Origin of the sequence: Microbacterium sulfonylureivorans, from assembly GCF_003999995.1 — a bacterium.
GTDB classification, from domain to species: domain Bacteria; phylum Actinomycetota; class Actinomycetes; order Actinomycetales; family Microbacteriaceae; genus Microbacterium; species Microbacterium sulfonylureivorans.
This window is the reverse complement of record NZ_RJAD01000001.1, coordinates 330,442-353,198: the sequence shown is the minus strand read 5'-3', so window position 1 is coordinate 353,198 and position 22,757 is coordinate 330,442. Positions and strand designations below refer to the sequence as shown.

Here is a 22,757-nt window from a genome sequence, read left to right as displayed (position 1 = left end):
AGTGAGGCCCGTGACCGATACCCGAGACCTCTTCAGCGCCGTCCCGCGTTCCGAGTTCGACACCCCCGGCAAGAGCCGCGGGCTGATCGACGTCGTGCGGTGGCGCTACCTGCTGCGCCTGCTGATCCGCACCGGTGTCACGACCCGCTACCGCAACTCCGTCCTCGGGTGGACCTGGTCGTACGTCCGCCCCGCGGCGCAGTTCCTGGTGTTCTGGATCGTCCTGGGCCTGTTCCTGCAGCTCGACCGTGACATCGAGAACTACGCGATCTATCTCTTCAGCGGGATCGTGGTGATCAACCTCTTCTCCGAGGCGTTCAAGAACGCGACGACCTCGATCGTCGGGAATGCCGCGCTCGTGCGCAAGGTGTTCCTCCCGCGTCAGCTCTTCGCGGTCTCCGCCGTTGTCGTGGCGTTCGTCCACTTCCTGCCGCAGGTCGGCCTGCTTCTGGTGGTCTGTCTCGTGCTGGGCTGGATCGTCAACATCTCGATCCTCTCGGTGCTGGCGATCTTCGCGGGCGTGGTGATCGTCATGCTCTTCGCGCTCGGGCTCGGACTGCTGTTCGGCGCGATCAACGTGCGGTACAGGGATGCCGAGAACATCGTGGAGCTTCTGCTCCTGCTGGCGACCTGGGCTTCACCCGTGCTCTACTCGTGGACCCAGGTCAAAGAGGCGATCGACATGCTCGGTTGGCCGCAGTGGGTCCTCGAGCTGTACATGCTCAATCCCATCACCCAGGGCGTGGAGCTCTTCCACTTCGCGTTCTGGCGTCCGGCGACGGCCGGTGCGTTCGAGGTCCCGCCGGGCCTGGCATGGAACACGCTCGCGACGTTCCTCATCGCCGTGGTGACCCTGCTGCTCGGGCAGCTCGTGTTCCGCCGCCTCGAGGGAAGGTTCGCGCAAGACCTATGAGCCAGCAGACGACGATCAAGCCCAGCATCATCATCGACGGCGTGCGCAAGCGGTTCACGCTCAATCACGCCTATTCGCTCAAGGACACCGTCGTGTCCTGGATCAAGCGACGCAAGCTGACGAGCGAGTTCGAGGCGCTCAAGGGCATCGACCTCACCATCAGCGAGGGCCAGTCCGTCGCCGTGCTCGGCCTCAACGGCTCGGGCAAGTCCACGCTCCTGAAGCTGATCTCGGGCGTCATGGAGCCCGACGACGGCGAGGTGCTCACGCGAGGACGGGTAGCGGGACTCATCGAGGTCGGCGCGGGTTTCCACCCCGAGCTCTCGGGCCGCGAGAACGTGTTCCTCAACGCCGCGATCCTGGGCATGAAGAAGCACGAGATCGAGGCCCGCTACGACGAGATCGTCGCGTTCAGCGAGATCGAGGAGTTCATCGACCAAGAGGTCAAGCACTACTCCTCCGGCATGTTCATGCGGCTCGCGTTCTCCGTCGCCATCCACGTCGAGCTCGACGTGCTGCTCGTCGACGAGATCCTTTCGGTGGGAGACGCTCCGTTCCGCGAGAAGTGCCGTCTCAAGTTCGAGGAGCTCATCGCGCAGCGCAAGACGCTGCTGATCGTGAGCCACGACCTCGACATGGTGCGCGAGCTGTGCGACCGCGGTGTCGTCCTCAGCAGGGGAGAGATCGTGTACGACGGCCCCATCGAGGGGGCGGTCCGCCTGGTGGAGTCGTGATCGGCGCCTGGGCGGGCGCCCTGCCCGCGCTCCTCGTCGCGTTCGCGGTCGTGTTCCTGCCGGGTCTGGTCATGGGTGCCGGACTGCGGCTCCGCGGGCTCGCGCTGTGGGCGATCGCACCGCTGATCGGCGTCGCGACATTCGCCGGCCTCGCACTCGTCTACGGCGCGGCGCGGATCCCGTGGTCGGCGTGGTCGATCCTGGTCGGCGTCGCCGCGCTGGCGGGTCTCGCATGGCTGGTCGGATGGTGGCTCGGGCCGCGCCGGCCCACCACGCGAACGTCGTCGCGTGCGATCCTCCTCCTGACGGCGGGGCTCGTGATCGGCATCGGACTCACGACCGTGCGATTCGTCATCTACGTCAACGATCCCGCGGCCATCTCGATGACCAACGACGCCGTGTTCCACCTCAACGCGGTGCGACACATCCTCGAGACCGGGTCGGCCTCGTCGCTGCAGATCAGCTCCGTGGTGGGGGGCAGGGGCTTCTACCCCGCAGCCTGGCACGCCCTCGCCTCGGCCGTCGTGCTCTTCACCGGTGTCGAGATCCCGGTCGCGGCCAACATGGTCTCGCTGGTCATCGCCGCCGGGGTGTGGACGCTCGGCGTCACCTGGTTCGCGCAGCGGATGACGGGCGCCGCCTCATCCGTCGCAGCCCTGACGGCCGCGCTGTCGGCATCCCTCGTCGTCTTCCCGCTGCTGATGTTCCAGTGGGGCGTCGTCTACTCGTTCGCCCTCTCGCTGGCCCTCGTCCCCGCCGTCGCCGGACTCGTGGTCGGCTCGGTGCGGTGGATGACGACCGATGCCCCGGTCCTCGGACGTCTTCGGCCGGCGGTACTGCTGGGCGCCCTCCTGGTCGCGGGCCTGGGTGCCATCGCGCTCTCGCAGCCGGCGTCGCTCCTCACCTGGGCGATCATCGCGGTGTCGTGGTTCACGTGGTGGGCGATCCCCGCGGCGGCTTCCGCCGGACGTCGTGCTCGCACGGCGCTCGTCGCCGCGCTCGCCGCGGCGTGGGTGGCCTTCGCGCTGCTGTGGTTCGCACTCACCCGGAGCACCTCTGGGTCTCACTGGCCTCCGTTCCGCAGCAAGCTCGAGGCCGTCGTCGACGTGCTCCTGAACGGGCCGGTGCTGCTTCCGGTGCTCGCCGGCGTCAGCATCCTGATGATCGCCGGAATCGTCGTGGCGGTCCTGCACCGCGAACTGCGCTGGCTGGCAACCGCATGGCTCGTGCTGGGCGGCCTCTACGCGGCCGCCGCGTCGGTCGGCAATCCGATCGTCCGCCGCGTCCTGCTCGGGGCGTGGTACGCCGATCCCTACCGGATCGCGGCGGCATGCGCCGTCGTGATCGTGCCGCTCGCGGCCGTCGGACTCGCGTGGATCGCATCGTGGGCGACCCGCTCGATCTCGCGCAGGCGCGGGGAGGAGGCCGAGGCGCTCGGCGCGACCTGGGGTCTCGCCGCGGTGGCGGCGCTCGGCATCGCCTCCCTGATCGCCGCGCCGATGATCCAGATGCGCGCGGTGACGCAGGGGACGGTGGATGCCGAGTCGCGCTACATCACCGAGGACTACCTCTCGCCCGATGAGCGCGCCCTTCTCGAACGTCTCGACGAGAACGTCGGCGAGGACGACCGGGTGATCGGCAACCCGTCCACCGGCATGGGCTTCGGGTACATGCTCAGCGGCCGCGACGTCTTTCCGCGCACATGGGCCCACCCGCGGACGCCGGAGTGGGCGATCATCCAGAACGAGCTGCGCGAGGCCGGGTCCGACCCGGCGGTCTGCGATGCGCTCGAGGTCTACGGCTCGCCGTCGTTCGTGCTCGACTTCGGGCTCGGCGAGGACACTCCCGGACGCTACGAGCTCGAGGGCATGACGGACTTCGCCGGACAGCCCGGGTTCGAGCTGGTCGACAGCGAGGGCGAGGCGTCGCTGTGGCGGATCACCGCGTGCGAGCGGTGAGACAGAACCCGGCCGGACTAGGATTGCGTGATATGCCCGCCCCCGTGCACAGCCTTCTGGTCGTCGTTCCGGCGCTCAACGAGGAGGAGTCGGTCGCTGCGGTGGTGCGCAGCGTCCGTGAGGCGGTCCCGGGCGCGGTGTGCCTCGTCGTCGACGACGGATCGACGGATGGCACGGCCCGCGTGGCCGGTGCCGCCGACGCGACCGTGCTGCGCCTGCCGTTCAACCTCGGCGTCGGGGGGGCGATGCGCGCCGGATTCCGGTACGCCAGGGACCACGGCCACTCGATCGTCGTCCAGGTCGACGCGGACGGTCAGCACGATCCGGCCTACATCCCCGACCTCATCGCGGGGCTGGATGAGGCCGACGTCGTCATCGGCGCGCGCTTCGCGGGAGTCGGCGACTACGGCGCCCGCGGCCCGCGACGATGGGCGATGCGCACCCTCGCGTGGGCGGTGAGCCGCGTCGCCGGGCGCCGGCTCGACGACGTCACGAGCGGGTTCAAGGCGAACGGTCCGGCGGCGGTGCGCCTGTTCGCCGACACCTACCCCGCGGAATACCTCGGCGACACGGTCGAGGCGCTCGTGATCGGGGCCCGCGCGGGTCTGCGGCTCACACAGCATCCCGTCGCCATGCGCCCCCGCCAGGCAGGCGAACCGTCGCACCAGCCGCTGCGCGCGACGGTGTACCTGGTCCGCGCGGGCATGGCCTTCCTGCTCGCCCTCCTTCGTCCTCGTGTGCCCATCCCGGCGGAGGTCGCCGCATGACCCCGATGACCTACGCCTTCGGCATCGCCGCCGCGCTGCTCGCACTCGTCGCGATCATCGAGCTGATGCGTCGCGCCACGCTCCGCGAGCGGCATGCGGTGTGGTGGCTCGTCGGCGGAGTCCTCGCGCTCATCGTGGCGATCTTCCCGCAGACGCTCACGTGGGCCGCTCAGCTTCTGGGCATCGCGGTGCCGACGAACCTGGTGTTCTTCATCGCGATCGGGCTGCTGTTCCTCGTCAGCCTGCAGTACGGAGCCGAGCTCACCCGGGTCGAGGACAAGATCCGCACGCTCGCCGAGCAGAGCGCCTTCCACGAGCTGCGACTGGCAGAGCTCGAGCAGTCCGCGCGGGACTCCCTCGGCACACCGTCGGGTGCCGACGAGTCGCCCGCCGACACGGCGCCCGACGACGGCTCGGACGCGTCGCGATGACCTCGGCAGGCACCGGCCGCACAGCGGTCGTCATCGCCTCGCGCCTGTTCGTGCCCGAGGTGAGCGCCGGCGCGTTCCGCCTGGGGGCGCTGGCACGAGGGCTGACGGATGCCGCGGCATCCGTCACCGTCGTGACCACGGTGCCGCCGCAGCACGCTCCTGCGACGCCCGACCCCGCGGGCGTCTCGGTCTCTCGCTGGCCGGTGCTGCGCGACAGCGGGGGGAATGTGCGCGGCTACCTGCAGTACGCCAGCTTCGACGTTCCCCTGCTCCTGCGGCTGATCTTCCGCCGATGGAGCCTCGCGGTGGCCGAGTCGCCTCCCACCACGGGGCTCGTCGTCGCCATGGCGGCGGCGGTGCGACGCCGTCCCTTCGCGTACTACGCCGCCGACGTGTGGACCGACGGCGTGAAGTCGATGGGCGCTTCGTCGGCGGTGGTCGAGGTCATGCGACGGATGGAGCGCGCGGTGCTGCGACGCGCGGCCGTCACCCTGTCGATCTCCGACGAGGTGACCGACCGACTGGTCGCGCTCGGTGCCGATCGCGAACGAGTGGTGGTGGTCGGCAACGGCATCGACACCGACGTCTTCGCTCCCGGCGTCGCGCCCGCCGCCGATGAGCGCTACTTCGTCTACACCGGCACGATGTCGGAGTGGCAGCGCCCCGAGATCTTCGTGCGCGCCTTCGCCGCCATCGCGCAGGAGCATCCGGATGTGAGGCTGCGGTTCTTCGGCCAGGGCGCGGTCGAGCGCGATCTGCGATCCCTCGCCGAGCAGCTGGTCCCCGGCCGCGTCGTCTTCGGCGGCGTCGTCAGTCCTGCGGAGTCGGCGTCGTGGATCCGCGGTGCGACCGCGGCGCTCGTGAGCATCGCTCCCGGGATCGGCTACGACTTCGCCCGTCCGACCAAGACCTACGCTGCCGCCGCGTGCGGCACGCCGGTGCTGTTCACCGGGGCGCGCTCCGGCCGGGAGCTCGTCGCGGATGCCGAGCTCGGCGAAGCCGTGGAGTTCGAGACGGATGCCGTCGCCGACGCCATGCGACGGCTGCTGGACGCGGAGGCGTCGGGGGAGACCGAGCGCCGTCGTCCGGAGCGGGCGGCGTGGGCCCTCGCGCACGTCTCGCTGGCCGCTGTGGGCCAGCGGGCCGCGGAGGCGGTGCTGTCGGCACTCAGCAGGCGGCCATGACCGCCGGATACAATCGAGCCGCACCCCGCACCGGACTGCGGCATGGTGCAAGGAGCCCCCGAACGTGACCCACTCTTCCGCCGTGCGCATCGTCGAATCGGCCGACGTCTCCCCCGACGCCCACATCGGCGACGGATCCTCGATCTGGCATCTCGCCCAGGTGCGCGAGCAGGCCGTCCTCGGTCGCAACTGCATCGTCGGCCGCGGCGCCTACATCGGCACCGGCGTCGTGCTGGGCGACAACTGCAAGGTCCAGAACTACGCGCTGGTATACGAGCCCGCGAAGCTGGGCGATGGAGTGTTCATCGGCCCGGCGGTCGTGCTGACCAACGACACGTATCCGCGGGCGATCAACGCGGACGGGTCTCTCAAGAGCGCGCACGACTGGGAGCCGGTCGGGGTCACGATCGAGACCGGCGCCTCCATCGGCGCCCGTGCGACGTGCGTCGCACCCGTGACGATCGGCGCGTGGGCCACCGTCGCCGCCGGTGCCGTGGTCGTCAAGGACGTCCCGCCGTTCGCCCTCGTGGCCGGGGTCCCCGCCCGCCGGCTCGGATGGGTCGGCAAGGCCGGCATCCCCCTCACCCGCGAGGCGCCCGAGGGCGCCTGGATCTGCCCGGCGACGGGCGCGCGCTACATCGAGTCCGACGGACACCTGACAGAGGAGATCGCGTGAGCGAGTTCATCCCGCCCGCCAAGCCCATCATCGGCGACGAGGAGCGCGAGGCGGTCGACCGCGTGCTGCGCAGCGGCATGGTCGCCCAGGGGCCGGAGGTCGCCGCATTCGAGCGGGAGTTCGCCGACCACTTCGTGCAGGGCCGCCCCGTCGTCGCGGTCAACTCCGGAACAGCCGGCCTGCACCTGGGCCTCCTCGCCGCCGGCGTCGGCGCCGGTGACGAGGTGATCGTCCCGTCCTTCACCTTCGCCGCGACCGGGAACTCCGTCGCGCTCACCGGCGCGACGCCTGTGTTCGCCGACATCGAGCCGGAGACCTTCACGCTCGACCCCGCGGCGGTGGAGGCATCCATCACCGACAAGACCAAGGGGATCATGCCCGTGCACCTGTACGGTCACCCCGCGCGCATGCGCGAGCTCGAGGCGATCGCCGCGAAGCACGGGATCGCGCTGTACGAGGACGCGGCTCAGGCGCACGGCGCATCGCTCGACGGGCGCCCGGTCGGCACGTTCGGCGCGTTCGGCATGTTCTCGCTCTACCCGACGAAGAACATGACCAGCGGCGAGGGCGGCATGATCTCTGCCGCGACCGACGACATCGCCCGCAACGCGCGCCTTCTGCGCAACCAGGGCATGGAGCGTCAGTACGAGAACGAGGTCATCGGCTTCAACGCGCGCATGACCGACATCCACGCCGCGATCGGCCGCGTGCAGCTGACGAAGGTGGATGCCTGGACGGCGACCCGCCAGTCCAACGCGGCGTTCCTCGACGCGAACCTCCGTGGAGTCCTGGTGCCGCCCGTGCTCGACGGCGCCGTGCACGTCTACCACCAGTACACGATCCGGGTGACGGACGACCGCGACGGCTTCGTGCGTGCGCTGAAGGAGGAGCACCAGGTCGGCAGCGGCGTCTACTACCCGATCCCGAACCACCGCCTGCCGTCGCTCGCCCACTTCGCACCGGGCCTCGACCTGCCCCAGACCGAGATCGCCGCCCGCGAGGTCGTGTCGCTCCCGGTCCACCCGTCGCTCTCCCAGGATGATCTCGCACGCATCGTCAGCGCCGTGAACGCCGTCGCCGGAGCGGGCGCCTGATGGCCGCGCTCCGCGCCGGTCTCCTCGGGGTCGGCATGATGGGCCGCCACCATGCCCGCGTCCTGCGCGAGCTGGACGGCGTCGATCTCGTGGCGATCGCCGACCCCGCCGGCGACCCGCACGGGGTCGCCGGCGACCTGCGGATCCTCCCCGACATCGATGCGCTCATCGCGGAGGGCCTCGACATCGCCGTCGTCGCCGTTCCGACGCGGTTCCACGAGGACGCCGCGCTCAAGCTCGCCGCCGCCGGGGTGCACACTCTCGTCGAGAAGCCGATCGCCGACACGGTCGAGGCGGGTCAGCGGATGGTGGATGCCTTCGCCGCGGCCGGCCTCGTCGGCGCGGTCGGGCACATCGAGCGCTTCAATCCCGCCCTGCAGGAGCTGCGTCGTCGCATCGAGGCGGGTGAACTCGGAGGCGTGTACCAGGTGGTCACCCGTCGCCAGGGCCCCTTCCCGTCGCGCATCGCCGACGTCGGCGTCGCGAAGGACCTGGCGTCGCACGACGTCGACCTCACCGCGTGGGTGGTCCAGAGCGTCTACGAGCGGGTCTTCGCGCAGACGGCGTTCAAGAGCGGGCGCGAGCACGAGGACATGATCACGATCACCGGGCGCACCGCCTCGGGGGTCATCGTCAACAACATCGTCAACTGGCTGAGCCCCATGAAGGAGCGGGTCACCGTCGTGACGGGGGAGAAGGGCGCGTTCGTCGCCGACACCTCGACCGGCGATCTCACCTTCTACGCGAACGGCACCATCCCGCTGGAGTGGGAGTCCGTCTCGTCGTTCCGCGGCGTCTCGGAGGGCGACGTCACCCGTTACGCCTTCGCCAAGCGCGAGCCGCTTCGTGTCGAGCACGAGGCGTTCCGCGACGCGGTGCTCGGTGAGGAGACCGACGTGGTCACCATGGAGCAGGGCCTCAGGACCCTCGCCGTCGTCGAGGCCTCGCTGGAGTCCGCCCGCACAGGCGAATCCGTGCGTTTCTGAACCATGGTCCAGATCGTTCGCACCCTCCGGAGGCTGCTGCCGCTGCTCCCGTCGTCGGCCAGCAGGTTCCTCCTCGGCTTCAGCATCGTGTCCTCGGTGCTGGCGATCGTGGACGTCGTCGCGCTGATGCTGCTCGCCGTCGTCCTCGCCGGCGTCGTGGCGGGGTCGGGGGCCCAGCTCCCGCTGGTCGGCGCGATCCCGCAGGATCAGGTCGTCTGGCTCGTCCTCATCCTCGCCGGCGTGGTCATCGCCAAGTCCGCGGCGAACGTCTGGCTCCAATGGATCGCGACGCGCCGATTCGCCAGCTACGAGCTCGCCGTGGGGCAGGAGCTCTTCGGCGCCTACATCCGCTCTTCCTGGACCGATCGCATCTCCCGCAACAGCGCCCAGATCGTCGCGATGACGGACAGCGCGATCGCCAACGTCGTCTCGGGCTTCCTCCTTCCGGTGACGACCCTTCCCGGCCTCATCGTGACCTCCGTGGGCGTCGTCGCGATCATCGTCATCGCGCAGCCCTTGACGGCCGTCATCACGATCGTCTACCTCGGCGGGATCGCCCTGCTGCAGTACCTGGTGCTCAGCGGCAAGACCCGGCAGGCGGCACGCGTCGCCAGGGACTCCGCGCTGCGCGTCGCCGCGCTGATCTCCGGCATGATCGCCTCCCTCAAGGAGATCACGCTCAGCGACAAGGCCGACGAGGTGACTGCGGTGGTGAGGGCGACACGCATCCGGACCTCTCAGGCGCGGGCGAACTCGAGCTTCCTCGCGGCGGTCCCGCGGTTCGTCTTCGACGCCGCGATCATCGGCGGGTTCATCGTCGTGGGCGGTGCCGCGTACGTCGCCAACGGAGCCAACATGGACGCGACGGTCTCGGCGGTAGCCGTGTTCGGCATCGCCGGCTTCCGCCTGGTCCCGTCGCTCACGGGCTTCCAGACGGTGCTGACCCGGACGGCGACGTCGGCGCCCTATATCGAGCTCGTGATCACCGACGTCGAGGAGTCGAAGAGGTTCCACGCCGATCGCGAAGAGCTCGGACGTGAGCCGCTGCCGAACGACCCCGAGCGGCTGCGTCTGGAGGACGTCTCGTTCTCCTTCCCCGGCAGCGACATCGCCGCCGTCCGCGACGTCTCCCTGGATATCCCGCTGGGCAGCACCGTCGGGATCGCCGGTGCCTCCGGCGCCGGGAAGTCGACGCTCATCGATCTGCTCCTGGGCCTGCTGACACCGACGTCGGGGGCGATCCGCATCGACGACCGCCCGCTGGGCGACGTGCTGCGGGCATGGCGCACGCACGTCGGCTACGTGCCGCAGGAGGTCACGCTCTTCGATGGGACCATCGCGCAGAACATCGCGCTCACCTGGGGCGAGGAGTACGACCTCGCGCGCGTCGAGGCCGCGGCGCGGCGGGCCCAGCTCTGGAGCGTGATCGAGGCACGTGCGGACGGCCTCGACACGCGCGTCGGCGAGCGTGGACTGACCCTGTCCGGCGGCCAGCGGCAGCGCCTCGGGATCGCCCGTGCGCTGTACAACGACCCGCTCATCCTGGTGCTGGACGAGGCCACGAGCGCGCTCGACACGAAGACCGAGGCCGATGTCGCCGAGGCGATCAGGGGCCTGCGCGGAGATGTGACCGTGATCGCGGTCGCGCACCGGCTGAGCACCATCCGCGACTCCGATCAGATCGTGTTCATGCAGGACGGCACGATCGGTGCGCAGGGCACGTTCACGGAGGTCGTCGCGAGCAGCCCCACGTTCGAGGCGCAGGCGCGACTGGCCGGACTGATATGAACATCGTGATCGTGACGACGAGCCTCGTCCCGCGGGATCCGCTCGGCGAGCTCCCCGGCGGTGTCGCCCTGAGCGTCGTCGCGTCGGCGCGAGCGGGAATCGACGACCGCGATGCGATCGTCGTCCCGGTGCCGACCGGGATGCTCGCGCGCCTCGGAGACCGGATCTCCGGCCTGCTCCAGGGAAGCGCCGCGCTGCGGATGATCCAGCGGATCTCGCCCCTGGATCCCGGCGCCCGGTTCTGGCGGGCGGTGCGAGGCGACGCTCGCGTGGCCGGCCTCATCGGCGGGGCGGACCTGCTGATCGCCGGAGACCGGGACGCGAACTTCACCTGCTGGCAGCTGGCTCGGCGGATGGACGGCGTCGCCGTCGGGGGATACGCCGCCGGCAAGAAGGAACTGCTGCGGCAGGTGGCCGGATGACGCCGCATCTGCTGTACACCGCGTGGAGCTTCCCGCCGAGCCGGGCCGGAGGGGTGTACCGGGCGCTCGCGACGGTCAACGCCTTCGCAGCGGCCGGGTGGGATGTCACGGTCCTGACGGTTCCGCGCGACATCTTCGAGTCGAGCACCGGGGTGGACTCGTCGCTGGAGGATCAGGTCGCCCCGGGCGTGCGCGTCGAGCGGGTCGATCCGGGCTCCACCGCGCACGTCAGCGACCTGCGCCGGTGGAGTCGCTTCCGCGCGCGCAACATCGAACTCTGGCGCGGGCTCGACCGGCTCCGCGACCTGCGGAGCTTCCCCGAGCTCACCTACGGCCGGTGGCGTCCGCGGCTCGAGAAGGCGGCCGCGCGTGTGCACGCGGCGCGCCCGGTCGACCTCGCGATCGGCACCGCGAATCCGAATGTCGACTTCGCGACGGGCGCGTACCTGTCGCGCAGGTTCGGCGTCCCGTACGTGATGGACTACCGGGATGCATGGGGACTGGACGTCTTCAGCGGCGAGGATCTCGGAAGCTGGGTACCGGGCCGCGCCCGGGTGGAGCGCCGTCTGCTCGCGGGCGCGGCCGAGGTGTGGTTCGTGAACGAGCCGATCCGCGCCTGGCACACGCAGCGCTTCGGCGGCGCGGACCGGATGCATGTCGTCGCGAACGGGTACGACGAATACGACGTGCCGCTCGCCGTTCCGGTGCGTCCGGAGCGGGAGGACGGGCTCGTCTTCGGCTACATCGGCACGATGTCCGACCAGGTCCCGATCGAGCCGCTCGTGCGCGCCTGGCGCATCGCACGGGAGGACGGGCGGCTTCCGCTCTCGTCGCGCCTCGTCGTCCACGGCTATGTCGGCCATTCCGGCTCCGGGGTCGCGGCCGACACGCTTTCGCGCGCGGAGGCGGACGGGGTCAGCTTCCGCGGACCGGTCAGCAAGTCCCGGATCGGCGAAGCATACGCCGGGTTCGACGCCCTGGTGCTCGCACTCGGGACGGGCCTGTACGTCACGAGCGGAAAGGTCTACGAGTACGCCGCGACGGGGATTCCGATCGTCTCGGTGCACGATCCGGGCAATGCGGCGACCGATGTGGTCAAGGATGCGCCCGGATGGGTCGGCACACGGTCGCTCGAGCCGGCCGACATCGCGGACGCGCTGGCGGCGACTGCGGCCGTCGCCGCCGCGCAGACGGCGGCGGAGCGGGCGTCGGCCCAGGCGTGGGGTGCGCAGTACGCCCGCCGCGCACAGCTGGAGCCGAGGATCGACGCGCTGAGCGGACTCGTGGGGAAGCGGTCGTGACGCGCATCGCGCTGACGAAGGGTTCGCTGCGGATCCCGCCGACCTACTTCGCGATCCAGCACGCGCTCGAGCTCGCGCCGGAATCCGAGTTCGAGTTCGAGTTCTTCACGATGGCCGCGCAGGTCACCGATCCCGAGGTCTCGCAGTCCATCCGCATCAACGATGCGTCGTCGCGGACCATGTTCGCCGACGGCAGGCGTTCGTGGCATCAGCGGGAGCGCGCGCTCCCGCTGCTGTTCGGGCGGATGCAGCGTGAGATCCGCGACTGGAGTCCGGAGCTCGTGCATCAGCATTTCGCCAACTGGTCCCAGCCGGCCGTCGCGGCAGCACGGACGTCGAGGACGCCGCTCCTGCTGACGGTGCACGGTGCAGACGTCTACGTCCCCCTCACTCCGCTCTCCGAGCGCAACCTGCTCGGGAGGCCGACGCTGCGCTGGCATCAGCGCACGGTGCAGCGTGCGTTCGATGCCTCGTCCCGGATCCTCGCCGTCAGCGAGTACCTCGCGGGGATGGCTGTCGAGGCGGGGGCGGACGCGAGCCGGATCGTCGTTCACTACCAGGGCGTCGACACCGACCTGTACCGCCCGGAAGCCTCAGCGCGCACCGCGCCCCCGCGCGTGGTCTTCGTCGGGGCCCTCTCCCAGGCCAAGGGCGTGCGCGATCTGATCGCGGCATCCGTGTCCATCGCGCGCACCGCGCCGCATGAGCTCGTCCTGGTCGGCGACGGTCCGCTGCGGGCCGAAGCCGAAGAAGCCGCGGCGGCGCACGGACACATCGAGGTACGCGGGCAGCTGGATCGCGCAGGCGTTCGGGACGCCATCTCAGCGGCCACGGTCTTCGTGCTGCCGACCCAGCGCTTCGGGCGCTGGCGCGAGGCCGCCGGGCTGGTGTCGCTCGAGGCGCAGGCGTCGGGGGTGCCGGCGATCGTCTACGACTCGGGCGGGGCAGCCGAGATGCTGCAAGACGGCAGCACGGGGCTCGTCGTCCGGGAGGGCGACATCCCCGGGCTCGCCGACGCGATCCGCTCCGTCCTCGAGCTCCCCGAGTCCGAATGGCGTCGCATGAGCGCGCGTGCGCGCGAGTTCGTCGTCGGCGAACGGAGCCTCCGCGCGAGCGCCCGGCAGCTCGCCGACCACTATCGCGATCTGATCGGAGGCCGAGCATGAGTCGCCCGCGCATCCTGTGCATCTCCTTCTCCGACATCCGCAGCGATGCCCGTGTGCTGCGCCAGCTGGACGTGCTCACGCGCTACGGAGACGTCACGACCCTCTCGTACGGGAGTCGCCCGGAGGGTGCCGTCGATCACCTCGAGATCGACCGGCGCCTCCCCTCGCTCCCGCAGACCCCCACCGGCGTCGCGAGGCTCGCACTGCGACGATTCCGGTCGGTCGCCCTCGACGCGCCCGCAGTGAAGGAGGCCGTGTCGCTCCTGGGCGACCGCGAGTTCGACGTCGTCGTCGCCAACGAGGCCCGCGCACTGCCGCTCGCGTTCGCCGTGGCCGGATCTCCCAAGGTCTGGTGCGACCTGCATGAGTGGGCCCCTGCCGAGCGGACGCACGTGCTGTCGTGGCGCCTGCTCGTCGCGCCGTTCATGCACTGGGTGTGCGCGCAGTACCTTCCGCGGACTGACGCGGTGACGACGATCAACGTCTCCATCGCGAACATGTACGCCGAGCAGTTCGGCGTGCACCCCGAGATCGTCCGCAACGCCCGGCCGTTCGTGCCCGAGCTGTCGCCCAGCCCTGCCGCCGAGGGGCTGACCAGGCTGGTACACAGCGGCGGCGCAGTGCCCGGACGCAACATCGAAGCGATCATCGAGGCCGTCGACCAGCTCGGCGAAGGCTACTCCCTGGACCTGTTCCTGATCCCGTCGAGGCAGGGTGACTCGTACTGGCAGAAGCTGGTGGAGCAGATCGAGCGCTCCCCGCGCACGACGCTGCATCCGCCCGTCGCTCCCGACGACCTCCCCGCGGCCCTGAACCCGTACGACCTCGGGATCTTCCTGCTGCCGCCGCACACGCCGAACCACCGGCTCATGCTGCCGAACAAGTTCTTCGACTTCGTCCAGGCCCGGTTGGGCATGGTGTACGGGACATCGGCCGAGACGGACCGGCTCATCACCGAGCACGGGCTCGGCGTCGTCACGCGCGGGTACACGGCGGAGGACCTGGTCGAGGCGCTGCGCGCAATGACGCCCGCGCAGGTCCAGGGGTACAAGCGGGCCGCCGACCGCATCGCCGAGCAGATGTCCTCCGACGCCGACATCGCGACCGAGGAGGGCATCCTTCGCCGGTTGACCGAGCGGGACGACCCGGCGCGGCGCATCCCGTAGGCTCCTCGGGATCCGTGCGGGGCCGCCGTCGGGCGCGGAGCCACGACGGCGTTGCGATACGATGCGGCGGTGCTGCTCACCATCGGTATACCGACATACAACCGCGCAGAAGACGTCTTGAGCACGGTTCGCGACATCTTGGCCCACGCGGATTCCGACCTGGTGGACATCGTCGTGATCGACGACGGCGGCAGCGACGGCACATTCGGCAGGCTCATGGAGGACGCCGAGATCGCGCGCAGAGTCCGCGTGCTCAGGAACGACGCGAATCTCGGCTATGCCCGCACCTTCGCGCGACTCTTCCGTGAGTGCGAGACGGAGTATCTGATGCTGATGGCCGATGACGACCGGGTCATGATGCAGAGCGTGCGGCCGCTGCTGGACTACTTGGACCGTGAGCGACCCGCATTCGTCTCGCCTCAATTCATCAGGGAATCACGTGTCTACCGCGGTCGAACCACGACGGCGATCGTCGAACCGACCGACTTCCTCCGGGCCTCCGCCCATGCGCCGGGCCTGATCTACCGGGTCGAGGACTGCGGGCCCGGTCTGGACGAGCTCCTCGAGCGCGCCGAGGCGCAAGAGGTCGACGCGCTGGTGTATCCCCAGGTCCATGTCGTCATGCGTCTTCTGCTGGCCGAGCGCCCCTGCGCGTGGCTTGCGCTGCCGACCGTGGTCGAGGGCGCGTACAGGCCTTCGGGCATCCGGGACGCCGAAGGCGGCGCCTACTGGTCGCTGGAGTCGCGCTGGAAGCAGCTGAAGTCGTACGACGCCCTGCTCTCCCGGTACGTCGAGGAGGATACGACGGGTCGGGCCCAGGAGATGCTCGCAGCCCAGCGGGCCCGCACATTCCACATGATCGCCAGCGCGATCCGCATCGAGGATCCTGTTCTGGGGGATGCGTTCGACGACGGAGCGCGGAAGCGCTACGAACGGCGGCCGGTGAGCCGGATCGGCAACCTGCCGATCGTCAAGTGGGCGGCACGCCGGACCAGCAGGCTCCGGCGACGGTAGCGCTCGGCTCGGCGACTCCCTCGCGCAGCACGGCGCAATAGGATTGACCCCCGTGAAGATCGTCAGCGTCGTCGGCGCCCGCCCTCAGTTCGTCAAGCTCGCGCCGATCCAGAAAGCGGCGAAGGCTGCCGGCGTCGAGCACGTGATCGTGCACACCGGGCAGCACTACGACCCGATGCTCTCCGACGTCTTCTTCGAGGATCTCGGGATCGGAGCACCCGACGTGCACCTCGGCGTCGGCAGCGGCTCGCACGGAGTGCAGACCGGCGCCATGCTGGCGGCGCTCGACGCCGTCTTCGACGAGCACCGCCCGGACTGGGTCCTCGTCTACGGCGACACGAACTCGACCGTTGCGGCGGCTCTCAGCGCCGTGAAGATGCACATCCCGGTGGCGCACCTGGAGGCCGGTCTGCGCAGCTTCAACCGCCGCATGCCCGAGGAGCACAACCGTGTGATGACCGATCACGCCGCGGACCTGCTCCTCGCGCCCACCCAGGTCGCGGTGGACCACCTCGCCGCCGAGGGACTCGCAGATCGCACGGTGCTCGTCGGCGACGTCATGACGGACGTACTGTTCGAGGTTCGCGACCAGGTCGGCGCGGCAGAGTCGAAGCTGGTGCGCGAGTTCGGCCTCGAACCGGGCGGCTACTACGTCGCGACGATCCATCGTGCCGAGAACACCGACGACCCCGCCCGCCTCGCCGAGGTCGCGACGAGCCTCGCCGGCCTCGACAAGCCTGTGATCCTGCTGGCCCACCCCCGCGTCGTCGCGAAGGCCGCCGCGCACGGCATCTCGCTGACACAGGGCTCGCTCGTCGCACGCGCTCCCTTCGCCTACCCCGACCTGATCTCCGCCGTGCTGTCCAGCGCGGGAGTCGTCACGGACTCCGGCGGACTGCAGAAGGAGGCGTTCCTGCTTCGCGTGCCGTGCACCACCGTGCGCACCGAGACGGAGTGGGTGGAGACGGTGGAGCTGGGGTGGAACGTCCTCGCGAACACGGCCGAGGAGATCGCCGCCGCCGTCGGGCGTCCGAGGCCGGCAGACACCGAGGCGGCACCGTACGGTGACGGGCATGCGGCCGAGCGGGTCGTCGAGACCCTGCTCGCGCGGGCCTGAGCGCCTCCTCCCGCGGGCTGGAGTGCCCGTACGGACATCTAGACTGGAATCCATGCGCATCGCCGTCGTGGCCCTCGGAAAGATCGGCCTTCCCCTCGCCGTCCAGTTCGCCGACTCCGGTCACGACGTGATCGGCGTCGACGTCAACCCGAAGGCCGTCGAAGCCGTCAACGCCGGCATCGAGCCGTTCCCCGGTGAGGCCGACCTGCAGGAGAAGCTCTCCGTCCTCGTCCCGGCCGGGCGCCTGCGCGCCACCACCGATTACGCCGAGGCGATCCCGGGCGCCGACGCCGTCGTGCTCGTGGTCCCGCTGTTCGTCGACGACGCCACGTGGGAGCCCGACTTCGCGTGGATGGATGCCGCGACCCGTTCGCTGGCGGAGCACCTGACTCCCGGCACGCTCGTCTCGTACGAGACGACGCTCCCCGTCGGCACCACACGCGGTCGCTGGAAGCCGATGCTCGAAGAGGGCTCGGGACTCACCGAGGGCACCGACTTCCACCTGGTGTTCTCCCCGGAGCGCGTGCTCACGGGCCGCGTGTTCGCCGACCTGCGCAAGTACCCGAAGCTGATCGGCGGGCTCTCCGAGGCCGGCGCGGAGCGCGCGCGGGAGTTCTACGAGGCCGTGCTCCAGTTCGACGAGCGCGACGACCTGCCCCGCCCGAACGGCGTGTGGGACCTCGGCAGCGCCGAGGCATCCGAGATGGCCAAGCTCGCAGAGACGACCTACCGAGACGTGAACATAGGCCTCGCGAACCAGTTCGGGCTGTTCGCCGCCGAGCACGGCATCGACGTCTACCAGGTCATCGAGGCATGCAACTCGCAGCCCTACAGCCACATCCACCGCCCGGGCATCGCGGTCGGCGGCCACTGCATCCCGGTCTACCCGCGGCTGTACCTGTCGACCGATCCCGGCGCCGACATCGTCCGCACGGCGCGGCTCCTCAACGCCTCGATGCCGGAACGCCTCGTGAACCAGGCCGCCGGCATCCTGGGCTCGCTCGAGGGCACACGCGCCGTCGTGCTGGGCGCCGCCTATCGGGGCGGCGTCAAGGAGACGGCGTTCTCCGGTGTCTTCCCCACGGTCGAGGCCCTCAAGGCACGCGGCGCCCAGGTGCGCGTGCACGACCCTCTCTACTCCGACGACGAGCTCCGCTCGCTCGGATTCGAGCCCTATGCTCTCGGCGACGAGGTCGATCTGGCTGTTCTGCAGACCGACCACGCGGACTACCGGTCGATCGGCCCGGCCCAGCTCCCGGGCATCCGCCTGATCGTGGACGGTCGCAATGCGACGGATGCCGCGACCTGGGCCGGCACGCCGCGCATCGTCGTCGGCGCCGCCTGACCCTCACCCGATCTGCCGCATCGAGCCCCATCCGTGGCCGACCACGGAGACGCTGCCCCACCCTCCCTTGCCGTTTCCGCGGTAGAGGACCAGTACACCGTCGCTGCGTCGAGCGAGCACATCGGGCTTGCCGGAGCCGTCGAAGTCGCCGGGACTGAAGACGGCGGTCATGCCGCGCCACCCCGTGCCGATCTTCTTCGGCGTGCCCCATCCGCTCTTCCCCGTCGTCGGGTACATCCACAGTGTGCCGTCGGAGCGCCTGGCGAGCACGTCACCCTTGCCGTCGCCGTTGAAGTCGCCCGCGTAGAAGATCGCGGTCATCGACCCCCAGCCTGAGCCGACCTTGATGACCCCGGAAATCCATCCTCCCTTCCCGTTCCCGCGGTAGAGGACCAGGGCGCCATCCGCGCGGCGGGCGAGGACATCGGTCTTCCCGTCGCCGTTGAAGTCGACTCCGCCCACGACGGTGTTGTAGACGGACCAGCCCTTGCCGATCTGCTTCGCCGTGCCGTATCCCTTCGTGCCGGTCCCGGGGAGCAGGTGGAAGACGCCGTCGCGGCTGATCCTCCCGATGTCGCCGATGCCGTCGCCGGTGAAGTCGCCGAGGGTGATGAAGTCGTCGGAGGCGTTCCAGGAGCTGCCGACGACGTTCGTGCCGTCCCAGCCGCCCCGGCCGTCGCCGCGGTAGGCGATCAGCTGGCCCGCGCTGTTGTGCGCGATGACGTCGGCGTCGAAGTCGCCGTTCACGTCGCCCGCTCCTGGAGCGGCGCCGCTCTTGCTCCACGCGAAGATCTGGACCCAGTACGTCGAGTAGCAGGTGCCCTTCGCGAAGCCGACGCCGACCCCCGTGTAGCGAGGGTGAAGGATGTTCGCCCGGTGCCCGGAAGATGCCATCCACGCCGCCACCACTCGCTCGGGGGTCGACTGCCCCGCGGCGATGTTCTCTCCGGTGGCCGCCCATCCCGACCGCGACGTCCGAGAGTCTCGCCAGCTCGCCGAGCTGTGGGCGAAGGTGCACGAGTCGGCCAGGTGCTTCGCCCAGGCTCTGGCCGCTTCGTCGAGGGCGGCATCCGAGATGAGCGGCTTCAACCCTGCCTTCGCCCGTTGCTGGTTCGTCAGGCTGAAGACCGTCGACGCTGCTCCGGTGGCGGCGTGAGCGGCGGGGGCGGCGATGACCGCTCCGCTCACGACCAGCAGAAACGTCAAAGCGATCGCAATCGCGCGCGTACGCATCCCGTCACTCCTCACGCGGGACTGTTCCCCCCAGGACCCGTACGCCTCCGAGGGTAGCGAGTGACCACGCGGTTGTCACGCATTGAAGACCGGCGGAGACAGACCGACCGACGTCGACGATGGTCCCGCCGCCGGATGAGGGGCGATCAGACCGGGGCGGAGCCCGGATCCAGGTACGACGCGAGTGAAGCGCGCGCGTCGGCGGGTGTGAAGCCCGCGCGCGTGATCTTGTCCAGGTCGAGGACGCTGTAGAGGGGACGGGGTGCGAGGTGCGTGCTCGCTCCCGCGGAATAGTCCGCGGTCGAGACCCGCCGCACGCGCGCCGGGTCGTGTCCGGTCATCGTGAACACCGCACGCGCGATGTCTGCCCAGGTCATCGGTGGCCCACCGCCTGTCACGTTGTAGACACCGAAGTCAGCCCGGGACGTGAGCAGGAGCTCGATGGCGCGCGCGAGGTCGGCAGTGAAGGTGAGCCGGCCGATCTGGTCGTCGACGACAGCGGGATCCACGCCGCGATCTGCGAGCGCCCTCATCGTCCGGACGAAGTTCGCGCCCTCGCCGATCACCCAGGATGTGCGCAGGATGTAGTGGCGAGGCACTGTCGAGACGACGGCGTCGGCCGCCGCCTTCGTCTGTCCGTAGACGCCGAGCGGACTGAGCGCATCGTCTTCCAGGTAGGGCCGCTGAGATGTGCCGTCGAAGACGTAGTCGCTCGAGATGTGAACAAGGGTGAGCCCGTTCTCGATCGCGATGCGAGCGAGGTGTGCCGCCCCGCCCACGTTCACGTTCCAGGCGAGCCGGCGTCCCTCGGGGGTCTCGGCACGATCGACCGAGGTGAAGGCGGCCGCGTTCACGATCGTCGAGTAGTCCCGCCAGCGTCTCGCGGTGAGCACGGCGGGGTCTGTGACATCGAGGGTCGAGCGGTCGGCGAACTCGATGTGGGACGTCGTGCCCAACGCCGTCCGCAGGGCGCTTCCGAGCTGACCGCCGGCACCCACGACCAGCATCCTGCGGGGTGGAAGGGGGACGACATCGCGGAGCCGGGGGTGTGCCCGGTCCTTCTCCGAGATCTCCGAGGACGTCAGCGCGATGGGCCAGGGGATGTCGGCGGTCTCGTCGGCGAGATTGAGGAACGAGTACTCCGCGTCGGGTGACCAGTGGTCGTTCACGAGGTAGCTGTACGCCGTGCCGGCCTCGAGTGTCTGGTACGCGTTGCCCACACCGCGCGGAACGAAGACCGCTCGGGAGGGATCCAATTCGATGGTGAACCGTGCGCCGAAGGTGGGACCCTCGCGCAGGTCGACCCAAGCGCCGAACACTCGACCGCATGCGACCGAGACCCACTTGTCCCATGGTTCCGCGTGGATCCCGCGGGTCGTCCCGACGGCGGCGTTGAACGAGATGTTGTGCTGGACGGGGCCGAAGTCGGGGAGGCCGGCGGCCGTCATCTTCTCCCGTTGCCAGTTCTCCTTGAACCATCCCCGGGAGTCAGCGTGAACCGGGAGTTCGGCCACCAGCAGCCCGGGAACTTCCGTATGGGTGATGCGGAGGGACGCGGCTGCCATCATTGCCCCTTCGAGGCGTAGAACCTCTCGGCGGCATCCTTCGCCGGCGCCCACCAGCTCTCGTTCTCGCGGTACCACTCGATGGTCGCGGCGAGACCGGACTCGAAATCGCCGAAGGCGGGCGCCCAGCCCAGCTCCGTGCGGAGCTTGGACGAATCGATGGCGTACCGCAGATCGTGGCCGGCTCGATCGACCACGTGGTCGTACGCGTCAGCCGGCTCGCCGAGGAGCCGGAGGATGAGTCCGACGACGTCCATGTTGCTTCGCTCGCCGTCCGCGCCGATCAGATATGTCTCGCCGATGACCCCGTTCTCGAGGATCGTCAGCACGGCCGAGGAGTGGTCCTCCGTGTGTATCCAGTCCCGGACGTTCTCGCCGCGGCCGTAGAGCTTCGGCCGCTGACCGCGGAGGACGTTCGTGATCTGCCGGGGGATGAACTTCTCGACATGCTGATACGGCCCGTAATTGTTCGAGCAGTTCGAGATCGTCGCCTGGATGCCGAACGATCGAACCCAGGCGCGCACGAGCATGTCGCTTCCCGCCTTCGTCGCAGAGTAGGGCGACGAGGGGTTGTACGGCGTGGACTCGGTGAATCGGCGCGGATCGTCGAGCTCCAGGTCGCCGTACACCTCGTCGGTCGAGATGTGGTGGAAGCGCCTGTCGTGCCGCCGGACCGCCTCCAGGAGTGTGAAGGTGCCGACGATGTTGGTCTGGAGGAACGGACGCGGGTCGTGGAGGGAGTTGTCGTTGTGAGACTCCGCGGCGAAGTGGACCACGGCATCGGTCTCCGAGACGAGCCGGTCGACGAGCGCGGCGTCGGAGATGTCGCCCTTCACAAAGGTCACCCGTTCCGCAGGGAGTCCGGCGAGTGACGCGAGATTCCCGGCGTAGGTGAGCGCGTCCAGGACGGTGACGCGATGCTCGGTCCGGCCCACGAGGTGGTGGACGAAGTTCGAGCCGATGAATCCGGCGCCGCCGGTGACGAGGATGTGTGCCATCACATCCCCCGATCGAGCGTCTCGAGGAGGTAGTCGCCATAGCCCGACTTGAGAAGCTTCTCCGCCCGGGACCGTACGTCGGCGTCGCTCAGGAGCCCCTCACGCCACGCGACCTCCTCAGGCACTCCGATGCTGAGTCCCGTTCGCCGCTGGACGGTTCGCACATAGTCCGCGGCATCCGTCATCTGATCGAACGTGCCCGTATCGAGCCACGCCGTGCCGCGGGGAAGGACCTCGACCTGAAGTGCCCCCCGTTCCAGATAGGTGCGATTGATGTCGGTGATCTCGTACTCACCCCTCGGACTCGGTGAAAGCGCGCGTGCGATGTCTACGACGTCGTTGTCGTAGAAATAGAGTCCGGGCACGGCGTAGCTGCTCGTCGGATTGACGGGCTTCTCTTCGAGGGAGATCACCGTCCCTCCCGCGTCGAACTCGACGACGCCGTACGCAGACGGCTCCGCGACCCAATAGGCGAAGATGGCGGCCCCCTCGACATCGGCGAAGCGCTTGAGCTGCGTGCCCAGCCCGGGGCCGTAGAGCAGATTGTCGCCCAGTGCGAGTGCGACCTTGTCTGCGCCGATGAAGTCGGCACCGATCGTGAAGGCCTGCGCGAGCCCGTCGGGTGAAGGCTGGCGGGCGAAGGTGAGCTTCACGCCGAACTGCGAACCGTCGCCGAGGAGACGTTCGAACTGCTCAGCGTCATGGGGTGTGGTGATGACCAGGATCTCTGTGATCCCCGCGAGCATGAGAGTCGACAGGGGGTAATAGATCATCGGCTTGTCGTAGACCGGGATGAGCTGTTTCGATACGCCGAGGGTGATCGGGTGGAGCCGGGTGCCGGAACCGCCGGCGAGGAGGATGCCCTTCACTCGACCATGGTCCCATAGCGGCGTCGGTGT

Annotated in this window: 21 protein-coding genes; 17 read left to right on the top strand and 4 right to left on the bottom strand. The window is 69.6% G+C overall.

Going from position 1 to position 22,757, the window contains the following annotated elements; translation table 11 throughout:
• Positions 1 to 10 precede the first annotated feature (10 nt).
• The 17 genes from EER34_RS01625 (at position 11) to EER34_RS01545 (ending at position 18,062) form a co-directional block, all read left to right on the top strand.
• Complete coding sequence (locus tag EER34_RS01625; RefSeq protein ID WP_127472836.1) at positions 11 to 913, top strand: ABC transporter permease; 903 nt, start codon at positions 11 to 13, stop codon at positions 911 to 913.
• A complete protein-coding gene (locus EER34_RS01620) occupies positions 910 to 1,647 on the top strand; it encodes an ABC transporter ATP-binding protein (RefSeq protein ID WP_127472835.1) in 738 nt (245 codons plus the stop codon). The genes EER34_RS01625 and EER34_RS01620 overlap by 4 nt, the downstream gene beginning before the upstream one ends.
• Positions 1,644 to 3,605, top strand: a complete 1,962-nt coding sequence (locus EER34_RS01615) for a DUF6541 family protein (RefSeq protein ID WP_127472834.1) — start codon at positions 1,644 to 1,646, stop codon at positions 3,603 to 3,605. Before EER34_RS01620 ends, EER34_RS01615 begins: the two co-directional genes overlap by 4 nt.
• A 32-nt stretch (positions 3,606 to 3,637) precedes the next feature.
• Positions 3,638 to 4,372 (top strand): glycosyltransferase family 2 protein, encoded by a 735-nt coding sequence (locus EER34_RS01610; RefSeq protein ID WP_127472833.1) that lies wholly within the window; start codon positions 3,638 to 3,640, stop codon positions 4,370 to 4,372.
• Positions 4,369 to 4,803 carry a DUF2304 domain-containing protein gene (locus tag EER34_RS01605; RefSeq protein WP_127472832.1) on the top strand — a complete coding sequence of 145 codons (435 nt, stop codon included), beginning with the start codon at positions 4,369 to 4,371 and terminating at the stop codon, positions 4,801 to 4,803. Before EER34_RS01610 ends, EER34_RS01605 begins: the two co-directional genes overlap by 4 nt.
• Positions 4,800 to 5,987, top strand: coding sequence for a glycosyltransferase family 4 protein (locus tag EER34_RS01600; protein ID WP_127472831.1), 1,188 nt, complete (start codon positions 4,800 to 4,802; stop codon positions 5,985 to 5,987). The genes EER34_RS01605 and EER34_RS01600 overlap by 4 nt, the downstream gene beginning before the upstream one ends.
• A 64-nt stretch (positions 5,988 to 6,051) precedes the next feature.
• Positions 6,052 to 6,663 (top strand): acyltransferase, encoded by a 612-nt coding sequence (locus tag EER34_RS01595; RefSeq protein ID WP_240642067.1) that lies wholly within the window; start codon positions 6,052 to 6,054, stop codon positions 6,661 to 6,663.
• Positions 6,660 to 7,757, top strand: a complete 1,098-nt coding sequence (locus EER34_RS01590; protein ID WP_205791313.1) for a DegT/DnrJ/EryC1/StrS family aminotransferase — start codon at positions 6,660 to 6,662, stop codon at positions 7,755 to 7,757. Before EER34_RS01595 ends, EER34_RS01590 begins: the two co-directional genes overlap by 4 nt.
• Positions 7,757 to 8,743 carry a Gfo/Idh/MocA family protein gene (locus EER34_RS01585; RefSeq protein ID WP_127472829.1) on the top strand — a complete coding sequence of 329 codons (987 nt, stop codon included), beginning with the start codon at positions 7,757 to 7,759 and terminating at the stop codon, positions 8,741 to 8,743. Before EER34_RS01590 ends, EER34_RS01585 begins: the two co-directional genes overlap by 1 nt.
• Positions 8,744 to 8,746: 3 nt before the next feature.
• Entirely contained in the window at positions 8,747 to 10,531 is a 1,785-nt protein-coding gene (locus EER34_RS01580; RefSeq protein ID WP_127472828.1) for an ABC transporter ATP-binding protein, read from the top strand.
• Between the two features lie 11 nt (positions 10,532 to 10,542).
• Complete coding sequence (locus EER34_RS01575; protein ID WP_127472827.1) at positions 10,543 to 10,953, top strand: hypothetical protein; 411 nt, start codon at positions 10,543 to 10,545, stop codon at positions 10,951 to 10,953.
• Entirely contained in the window at positions 10,950 to 12,254 is a 1,305-nt protein-coding gene (locus EER34_RS01570; RefSeq protein WP_127472826.1) for a glycosyltransferase, read from the top strand. The genes EER34_RS01575 and EER34_RS01570 overlap by 4 nt, the downstream gene beginning before the upstream one ends.
• Complete coding sequence (locus EER34_RS01565) at positions 12,251 to 13,420, top strand: glycosyltransferase (RefSeq protein WP_127472825.1); 1,170 nt, start codon at positions 12,251 to 12,253, stop codon at positions 13,418 to 13,420. The genes EER34_RS01570 and EER34_RS01565 overlap by 4 nt, the downstream gene beginning before the upstream one ends.
• Entirely contained in the window at positions 13,417 to 14,586 is a 1,170-nt protein-coding gene (locus EER34_RS01560; protein ID WP_127472824.1) for a glycosyltransferase family protein, read from the top strand. The genes EER34_RS01565 and EER34_RS01560 overlap by 4 nt, the downstream gene beginning before the upstream one ends.
• A 69-nt stretch (positions 14,587 to 14,655) precedes the next feature.
• Entirely contained in the window at positions 14,656 to 15,600 is a 945-nt protein-coding gene (locus EER34_RS01555) for a glycosyltransferase family 2 protein (protein WP_164743414.1), read from the top strand.
• Positions 15,601 to 15,652: 52 nt separating this feature from the next.
• Positions 15,653 to 16,717 (top strand): non-hydrolyzing UDP-N-acetylglucosamine 2-epimerase, encoded by a 1,065-nt coding sequence (wecB, locus tag EER34_RS01550; protein ID WP_127472822.1) that lies wholly within the window; start codon positions 15,653 to 15,655, stop codon positions 16,715 to 16,717.
• A gap of 52 nt (positions 16,718 to 16,769) precedes the next feature.
• On the top strand, positions 16,770 to 18,062 hold the full coding sequence (locus EER34_RS01545) for a nucleotide sugar dehydrogenase (RefSeq protein ID WP_127472821.1): 1,293 nt from the start codon (positions 16,770 to 16,772) through the stop codon (positions 18,060 to 18,062).
• 3 nt (positions 18,063 to 18,065) lie between these two features.
• On the opposite strand, the gene EER34_RS01540 is transcribed toward EER34_RS01545, so the two are convergent.
• From EER34_RS01540 to rfbA, 4 genes are all read right to left on the bottom strand, one after another.
• Positions 18,066 to 19,295: an FG-GAP-like repeat-containing protein gene (locus EER34_RS01540; RefSeq protein ID WP_127472820.1), complete on the bottom strand. Its 1,230-nt coding sequence runs from the start codon at positions 19,293 to 19,295 to the stop codon at positions 18,066 to 18,068.
• Positions 19,296 to 19,441: 146 nt separating this feature from the next.
• On the bottom strand, positions 19,442 to 20,863 hold the full coding sequence (locus EER34_RS01535) for a bifunctional dTDP-4-dehydrorhamnose 3,5-epimerase family protein/NAD(P)-dependent oxidoreductase (RefSeq protein ID WP_127472819.1): 1,422 nt from the start codon (positions 20,861 to 20,863) through the stop codon (positions 19,442 to 19,444).
• The gene (gene rfbB / locus EER34_RS01530; RefSeq protein ID WP_127472818.1) at positions 20,860 to 21,858 is read right to left on the bottom strand and encodes a dTDP-glucose 4,6-dehydratase; all 999 of its coding nucleotides are present in this window, start codon (positions 21,856 to 21,858) and stop codon (positions 20,860 to 20,862) included. The genes EER34_RS01535 and rfbB overlap by 4 nt, the downstream gene beginning before the upstream one ends.
• Complete coding sequence (gene rfbA, locus EER34_RS01525) at positions 21,858 to 22,727, bottom strand: glucose-1-phosphate thymidylyltransferase RfbA (RefSeq protein ID WP_127472817.1); 870 nt, start codon at positions 22,725 to 22,727, stop codon at positions 21,858 to 21,860. Before rfbA ends, rfbB begins: the two co-directional genes overlap by 1 nt.
• Between the last annotated feature and the right edge of the window lie 30 nt (positions 22,728 to 22,757).